The organism is Sinomicrobium oceani (assembly GCF_900119185.1).
Taxonomy (GTDB): Bacteria; Bacteroidota; Bacteroidia; order Flavobacteriales; family Flavobacteriaceae; genus Sinomicrobium; species Sinomicrobium oceani.
Genome location: NZ_FPJE01000027.1, coordinates 56,109 through 63,201, shown reverse-complemented (window position 1 = coordinate 63,201; position 7,093 = coordinate 56,109). Strand labels below are relative to the sequence as shown.

At 43.6% G+C, this 7,093-nt stretch carries 8 protein-coding genes; 3 read left to right on the top strand and 5 right to left on the bottom strand.

The window, feature by feature from the left end; genetic code table 11:
- Positions 1-284 precede the first annotated feature (284 nt).
- Positions 285-1,508: an endo-beta-N-acetylglucosaminidase H gene (locus BT112_RS18335; RefSeq protein ID WP_072318917.1), complete on the top strand. Its 1,224-nt coding sequence runs from the start codon at positions 285-287 to the stop codon at positions 1,506-1,508.
- Positions 1,509-1,574: 66 nt separating this feature from the next.
- On the opposite strand, the gene BT112_RS18330 is transcribed toward BT112_RS18335, so the two are convergent.
- Positions 1,575-2,003 carry a DUF4268 domain-containing protein gene (locus BT112_RS18330; RefSeq protein ID WP_072318916.1) on the bottom strand — a complete coding sequence of 143 codons (429 nt, stop codon included), beginning with the start codon at positions 2,001-2,003 and terminating at the stop codon, positions 1,575-1,577.
- A gap of 2 nt (positions 2,004-2,005) precedes the next feature.
- Complete coding sequence (locus BT112_RS18325) at positions 2,006-2,680, bottom strand: ZIP family metal transporter (RefSeq protein ID WP_072318915.1); 675 nt, start codon at positions 2,678-2,680, stop codon at positions 2,006-2,008.
- A 109-nt stretch (positions 2,681-2,789) separates the two neighbouring features.
- Here BT112_RS18325 and BT112_RS18320 point away from each other — a divergent pair, with 109 nt between their 5' ends.
- Both BT112_RS18320 and BT112_RS18315 read left to right on the top strand, forming a co-directional pair.
- A complete protein-coding gene (locus BT112_RS18320; protein WP_072318914.1) occupies positions 2,790-3,947 on the top strand; it encodes a THUMP domain-containing class I SAM-dependent RNA methyltransferase in 1,158 nt (385 codons plus the stop codon).
- Between the two features lie 43 nt (positions 3,948-3,990).
- The gene (locus BT112_RS18315; protein WP_083564990.1) at positions 3,991-4,215 is read left to right on the top strand and encodes a hypothetical protein; all 225 of its coding nucleotides are present in this window, start codon (positions 3,991-3,993) and stop codon (positions 4,213-4,215) included.
- Positions 4,216-4,229: 14 nt separating this feature from the next.
- On the opposite strand, the gene BT112_RS18310 is transcribed toward BT112_RS18315, so the two are convergent.
- Genes BT112_RS18310 through rlmD form a run of 3 tightly spaced genes read right to left on the bottom strand, consistent with a single transcriptional unit; the run spans position 4,230 to position 6,938 of the window.
- Positions 4,230-4,994 carry a DUF6048 family protein gene (locus BT112_RS18310; RefSeq protein ID WP_072318913.1) on the bottom strand — a complete coding sequence of 255 codons (765 nt, stop codon included), beginning with the start codon at positions 4,992-4,994 and terminating at the stop codon, positions 4,230-4,232.
- A complete protein-coding gene (locus BT112_RS18305; RefSeq protein WP_072318912.1) occupies positions 4,975-5,499 on the bottom strand; it encodes a DUF6452 family protein in 525 nt (174 codons plus the stop codon). The genes BT112_RS18310 and BT112_RS18305 overlap by 20 nt, the downstream gene beginning before the upstream one ends.
- A 17-nt stretch (positions 5,500-5,516) precedes the next feature.
- A complete protein-coding gene (gene rlmD / locus BT112_RS18300; protein ID WP_072318911.1) occupies positions 5,517-6,938 on the bottom strand; it encodes a 23S rRNA (uracil(1939)-C(5))-methyltransferase RlmD in 1,422 nt (473 codons plus the stop codon).
- Positions 6,939-7,093 lie beyond the last annotated feature (155 nt).

Here is a 7,093-nt window from a genome sequence, read left to right as displayed (position 1 = left end):
CCATGAGCGCAGATGGTACTGCGAGAGCGGGAGAGTATGTCGCCGCCTTCTTCGAAACCCTTCACAAGACGTGAAGGGTTTTTTTTTTGATGTAATTTTTCTGTACATAGGATGCTTCATCTACTCTTTCCTTATTAGTTTTTTAAGATATTTCCTACTTTTATAGGTTGTTTCCTGTTGTCTGCCGTTCACTTCTTACAGTTCGGCTAAAAAGTATGTTTATTTTTTGTTAAAAAAATAACGTATTGTAGTTTTATAGAACTGTATAACCCAAATCTTACATTATGTATAAACAAATAACCTTATTGTGGATAGGAGTCGTGTTGATCCTGTTTTCCGGATGTCAGCAGGAACAGGATCTCCACGAACAGCAATTGACCTCTGAAAGCGCTACTACAGTAGCCAAAAGCGGTCCGCTCAGCGTGATGTACGTAGAAGTAAACGGAAGCAATATTCTCAATCCGGGGGCTTACAGCCTGGCGGATAGCGGAGCTCCGTTTTTTGATATCGCTATTATTTTTGCAGCCAATATCAATTACGACACGGGCAATCAACGGGCAATTTTTCACGCCAATGAAAATGTACAGGCCGTGCTCGACGGCAGGGATACTTTTGTGCAACCGCTGCAGGATCGCGGAATAAAAGTCTTACTTTCCATCTTGGGTAATCACCAGGGAGCGGGAATCTGTAATTTTCCGGACCGGGCCGCGGCGAGGGATTTTGCAGAGCAATTAGCCGATGTCGTAGAGACGTACGATCTGGATGGTATCGATTTTGACGATGAATATGCCAAGTATGGTGAGAATGGAACGGGGCAACCTAATAATAGTTCCTTTATCATGCTTTTACAGGAACTCAGAAGCCTTATCCCGGACAAAATCATATCATTCTATTATTACGGCCCTGCAACGGCGTATCTGGAGTGGAATGGCAATCAGGCCGGGGAATACCTGGATTATAGCTGGAATGCCATGTATTCAACCTATTCGGCTCCTAATGTGCCTGGTCTTACTCCCACAAAAGAAAGTGCTGCCGCCATACATAGCAATCAGACTCCTTCTTCTACAGCTCTTAATTTTGCTTCCCGGACGTTGAACGACGGGTACGGACTTTACTTGATGTACGATATGAGGCAAAGCGATTACAGTTCGTATCTGAGTGGTATTTCCGATATATTATACGGAGAGGATACGGTACTTAGCGGAACACTATATCCCTGGCCCATGAATAGCATTCCTGAGGAAAGAGTCGGGCTTTACAGGCATTGCAATTACACGGAGGAAGTAGCATCCCTCGATGAAGGAACATACACACTTGCACAATTGATCGATGCCGGAGCGGAGAATGATGATATTTCTTCGTTAAAGATACCCTCCGGTTATACGGTAACAATCTATGAACACGATAATTTCGGTGGGTCTTCTGAAGTTCTGAGTTCGGATATGGCGTGTCTCACACAGATTGATTTTAATGATGAGATATCATCGCTTATTATAACCAAAGATTGAGTAGTTAGTGGAGAGCAGATTAGATATCTGCGTATAAGGGGGGTGTACGGCACCCCTTTGTCGTACTCAGGATTTGATGAAATCTTCGTACTCCGAATAAAAATCTTCGAACTGTATCATGGTGGTGTTCAGGAACTCCATGGTCTCCTGCCAGGATTTTTTGTTATGCACGGAAACCCCGGTTTTCTCGACATAGATACGGGATATTTCCTTTCCGTTGTCCAGAAAAAATACATCTTCGAATATAACTTCAGGGAGATATTCCTCTTTGAGTATGCTTTTCAGGGATGTTACTTTTTCGTAATAGTGAATGCGCTTTTCGAGATCCTGGCTTTCGATATCCAGGACGACACCTGCCTTCTTGGTATCAAAATAGAATTTAAAAGAAAAATCTTTGATCTTCGTGTTGTAAAGAATCCACTTTCTCGGAAATGACTTTCCGAAAGATGTCCAGAATTCTTCCCGTAATTTTCTCGATTCCTCTCTGCTGAACATAATTACATGATATATGCTATGGCAATACCTGCTACGATAACTACCAGTTTTGTAAAATTGAACTTGTGTCCGTCGGAGCTTTCAAAAAGTATAATGGTGGAAATATGTAGAAATATCCCGATAATGAGCGCTGATATATGGGCGTAATAATGTGCTATACCCTGTATGCGGGTGCTCAAAAAAGTTCCCAGTGGTGTCATAAGGGCAAAAAGTACCATGAAGGTAGCAATGTAAGATGCCTTTATCCCACTTTTAAGGAAAAACGCAGTAAGTACTATGGCTACGGGGATTTTATGTACGACGATACCATAGACCAGCGTTTCGTGCTTGTGGATGGGAAAACCTTCGAGCACCGAATGAATGCTGAGGCTCAAAAACAACATCCACGGAAAAGTGTCGTTATTTCCGGTGTGATGTACATGTCCGTGTTCTGCACCTTTCGAAAAGAATTCCAGGAAGATTTGCAGCAGGATTCCCAGCATGATGAATATCCCCGTGTTTTTACCGGCACTATGAGCGTAGACGTCCGGCAAAAGATTGAAAACCGTCAGGGAAAGCAAAAATGCACCACTGAAAGCCAGGAATAGTTTCAGTTGCTTTCCTTCCTTTGGTTTTGCAATTATGACAAACAGGAATCCGGCAAGAACGGCTGCTATGGGCAACAGGTAATCTATCATTTATTTCTGTCAGGTGTTTGCTTGCGGAAGTATGAAAAGAACAAAAGCCTGTCCTTTTTTTATCCAAGGGCTAAATTAATGTATTTTTGCCTTTTATTAGAGAAGAACAATGGGAAATAATTATAGAATGGTCGCTAAAACCCTCTTTGGTTTTGAGGATATTTTAGCACAGGAATTGCGTAATCTCGGGGCAATTGATATAGAGAACGGCGTACGTAGCGTTTCTTTCTGGGGCGATAAAGGATTTATGTACAAGGCGAACCTCTGTTTGCGAACGGCACTGAAGATCGTTAAGCCTGTACAATCGTTTAAAGTGCGGAATGAAAAGGAACTTTACGACAAAATGTATGCGATCCCCTGGGAAAACCTGATGAGTGTTCATGAGACCCTCGCGGTAGATGCCGTAGTGCATTCCGATGCGTTCAATCACTCCCTTTATGTAGCACTAAAGACCAAAGATGCTATCGTAGACCGTTTCCGGAATATCCGGGGGAAGAGACCTGATGTAGACCTGAAACATCCGGATCTTCGCATCAGTGTTCATATCCAGAAAGACACCTGTACCGTTTCTCTGGACAGTTCGGGTGCATCCCTGCATCACAGGGGATATCGTACGGCTACCAATATAGCTCCGATTAATGAAGTTCTCGCTGCGGGAATGCTGCTACTCAGCGGATGGAACGGACAAAGTGATTTTCTCGATCCGATGTGCGGTAGTGGTACGATTCCGGTAGAAGCTGCTATGATAGCCTGTAACATTCCGGCTAATATCAACCGAAAGGAATTCGCTTTCGAGAAGTGGTCGGATTTTGATGCTGATCTTTTCGAAAAGGTTACAGATAGCAGTCTCAACAAAACCAGGGAATTCTATCATAAGATTTACGCCTATGACAAAGCTCCTTCTGCGGTACGAAAAGCTAAAGACAATATCCGCAACGCCAACCTGGCTGAGTATATAACCCTGGAACAGGAAGATTTTTTTGCTACCGAAAAAAATACCGAGGGAAAACTACATATGGTTTTTAATCCGCCTTACGGAGAACGCCTTTCCAATACGGATATGGAGCGGTTTTACAGTAGTATAGGCGATACGCTGAAGCAAGGATATCCTGGAACGGATGCCTGGTTGATAACCTCCAACCTGGAAGCGCTTAAATATGTAGGTTTGAGACCGTCGAGAAAAATAAAACTGTTCAACGGGCGCCTGGAGAGTAAATTGGTTAAATACGAAATGTACGAAGGAAGTAAAAAAGGAAAGTGGATGTAGTGTCGTGATCCTTTGGAAAACAACCTTGTCAAATTTTATAAACATGAAATATAAAGCAGTACTATACAACTTTCTATGTTTTGCCGTAATCTTTATTCTAACCCGTACGGCGCTGCATTATTTTTTTCCGGGCCATGATCTGTGGACAGCGATAGCTTCTGCGATCGTGGCTATGGTCCTGGCACCCAAGTTTATTGTTGTACGGGGACCATCCGGGGAAAAGTTCTTTGTCAAGTGGTTGTTTACCGCTCCTAAAGAGATTAAATAGATGATCTTCGGTGGTTATTCTTTTTTGGCGGCTCCTTCTTTATAAAGGGCCCCTTTTTTGGTTTTCTTGAATATCGGGATAAGATACGATATGGTATAGTTATAGGTAAGTCCGAATTTGCTGCCATCGGTAACTTTTTGAAACCCGGGAATCCAGAGATTCGAAAAAGAATCCGGAGGGGTGTCATTGATTAGATACCCCAGGCGAACCGTAGCTCCGAGATAAAGGTTGTTGAACAATTCCACCTTCATGCCAAACAGCACCTCCAGCCATTGTGCAGAGAGCCCGCTGTATTCCCCGAGAATATCCTCATTAGTCCCCGGAATTTTATTTTCACCCCAGTATGGGTCGGTCGTGTAGATATAATATTCGTCAAGATTCTGACTAAATGTAGTCACTCCCAGTCGGGCTCCCGCAAAAATGAGATTTTCCATACCATACCAGTTTTCATACAGGTTATAATCGATACCTGCCCGGAGATAACTCCCCGAAGTGGTAAAGGTGTAAAGCGTTTCCTTGCTCGTATTCTCTTCTGTACCCAGTTCTGCTGCGATATACATGTTTTTAGATATCCTGAAATCCCCTGTAATCTCCAGCCCGGTATAATTGTCGCCGAAAAAAGTACGTACGGGTCTGCCGAGATCGATCCCGATACGGAGTCCGTATTTTTCCTTATAGACAATACTGTCCTTAGGTTTTTCCGTATTGCCGTTTTCCTGAGCGATCCCACAGAAAAAGCTCAGGAGGAGTATAATAGTATTAATGATATATTTTGACATGGGCGGCACTTTGGTTTTCTACAGTAGGATTGACAACCTCGATAGACGATATCCATCGTTCGCTGTCTTCCGTGTCACGGGTAGCGGTAAGGTTGGAAAAATTGGTAATAAACCCGCAGGCTCTGGAAATAAAGATCTGGTCGGTCTGATAACGAAATGTTATAGTGTCGGCATTATGAGTAGGGATAGTGTCTCCTCCTGCTGTAATATCCTGCGTATGGCGTATAAAGGCAAAGACGGTCTCTTCCTCAAAGACCTTCAACGGTATGGCGATAGAGTCGGTGGCAATACTGTCTACCGAGGGAAGTGTGTCTTCCATATCCCGCCCTACGACACTCAAAAGAGAGACTTCCTCTTTGGTGGTGGCATCATTTCTGTCATAGAAGGTAATGACCAGCAGCGGGGTGGTTACAGAATCTTCGGGGCATATATCATCTTTTTCACAGCCCAGGAGAAAGACCACTGCAAGGCCGGTTACGAATAAAGCTAAGGCAAGTCTTTTCACCTCGATGGTTTTTAGAGTTAATTTCTGTTTTGCCGTTTTTCCAAAAGTACGACATTTTCCACATGGTGGGTCTGCGGGAACATATCCACGGGCTGAACGCGGCTTACCTTGTACATCTCATCCATAAGGGCAAGATCTCTGGCCTGTGTGGCGCTGTTGCAGCTCACATAGACTACTTTTGACGGGGCAATATCGAGTATCTGCTGTACTACGTCCTTGTGCATGCCATCTCTCGGAGGATCGGTGATAATGACATCCGGCACACCATGTGCGGATATAAATTGGGCATTGAATACCTTCTTCATATCTCCGGTAAAGAATTCAACGTTATCTATATGATTTAATTGTGCATTGGTTTTGGCATCTTCAATAGCTTCGGGGACAGCTTCTACCCCGATGACTTTTTTTGCCTTTTTTGCTACAAACTGTGCGATGGTACCCGTACCCGTATAAAGGTCATATACCAGTTCTTTACCGGTGAGACCGGCAAAATCTCGGGTTACCTTATACAAGGTGTAGGCCTGCTCCGAATTGGTCTGGTAAAAGGATTTGGCATTGATCTTAAACCGGAGTCCCTCCATTTCTTCAAAAATGTGATCCCTGCCATGATAGCAGATGACTTCCTGGTCATAGATGGTATCGTTAGGTTTATTGTTAACTATATATAACAGGGAAGTGATTTCCGGGAATTCGGCTTTAAGAAAATCGAGCAGCAGCGATATGCCATTTTGGTCATTTTCGAAAAACTGCACCAGTACCATAATCTCTCCGGTAGATGCGATACGGATCATCAGGGTTCGCAACAATCCCGTCTGGTGTCTGGGATTGAAAAAAGGAAGTCCCTGTTTTCTTGAAAACCCGCGTACGGCGAGTCGGATCGTGTTCGAAGGATCTTCCTGAAGATAGCACTTTTCGATGTCGAGTATTTTGTCCCACATCCCCGGAATGTGAAACCCGAGGGCATCCTTGTCTTTTAGCTCTCTTCCACTGTCAATTTCTTCCTGGGTAAGCCATCTGCTGTCCGAAAAAGAGAATTCCATTTTATTTCTGTAAAAAAACTGTTTTTCCGAGCCGAGGATGGGATGTGGTTCCGGAAGCGTTACTTTTCCCAGGCGTTTCAGGTTGTTCTCCACCTCTCTTTGTTTGTAGAAAAGCTGATCTTCGTAGCGCATGTTCTGCCATTTACATCCTCCGCATACCCCGAAATGACTACATTCCGGTTCCTGTCTTTTATCGGAATAGGTATGGAATTTAGTGGCCTTGCCTTCAAAATAGGCCTTTCTCTTCTTGGTGGTTTGAACATCGACAATATCACCCGGAATAGCATTAGAAAGGAATATAACCCTTCCGTCCGGGGCCTTGGCTATACCTTTACCCCTGGCACCGGCATCCGTAACTTCGACCTGCTCAAAAAACTGTTTTCGGTTATTTCTTGACATGGGGCAAAAATAAGGTTTATTGATGATTTCCAATACCCTGTGAAATATTTACTTCAAATCATTTTAAAAATGGTGCCGGGAGCCGAAAGAGCGATGGGAATCAAACCGGAAAAAGAGAATAAATGAGTATTTTTGAAAAAATAACCGCTTTCCGT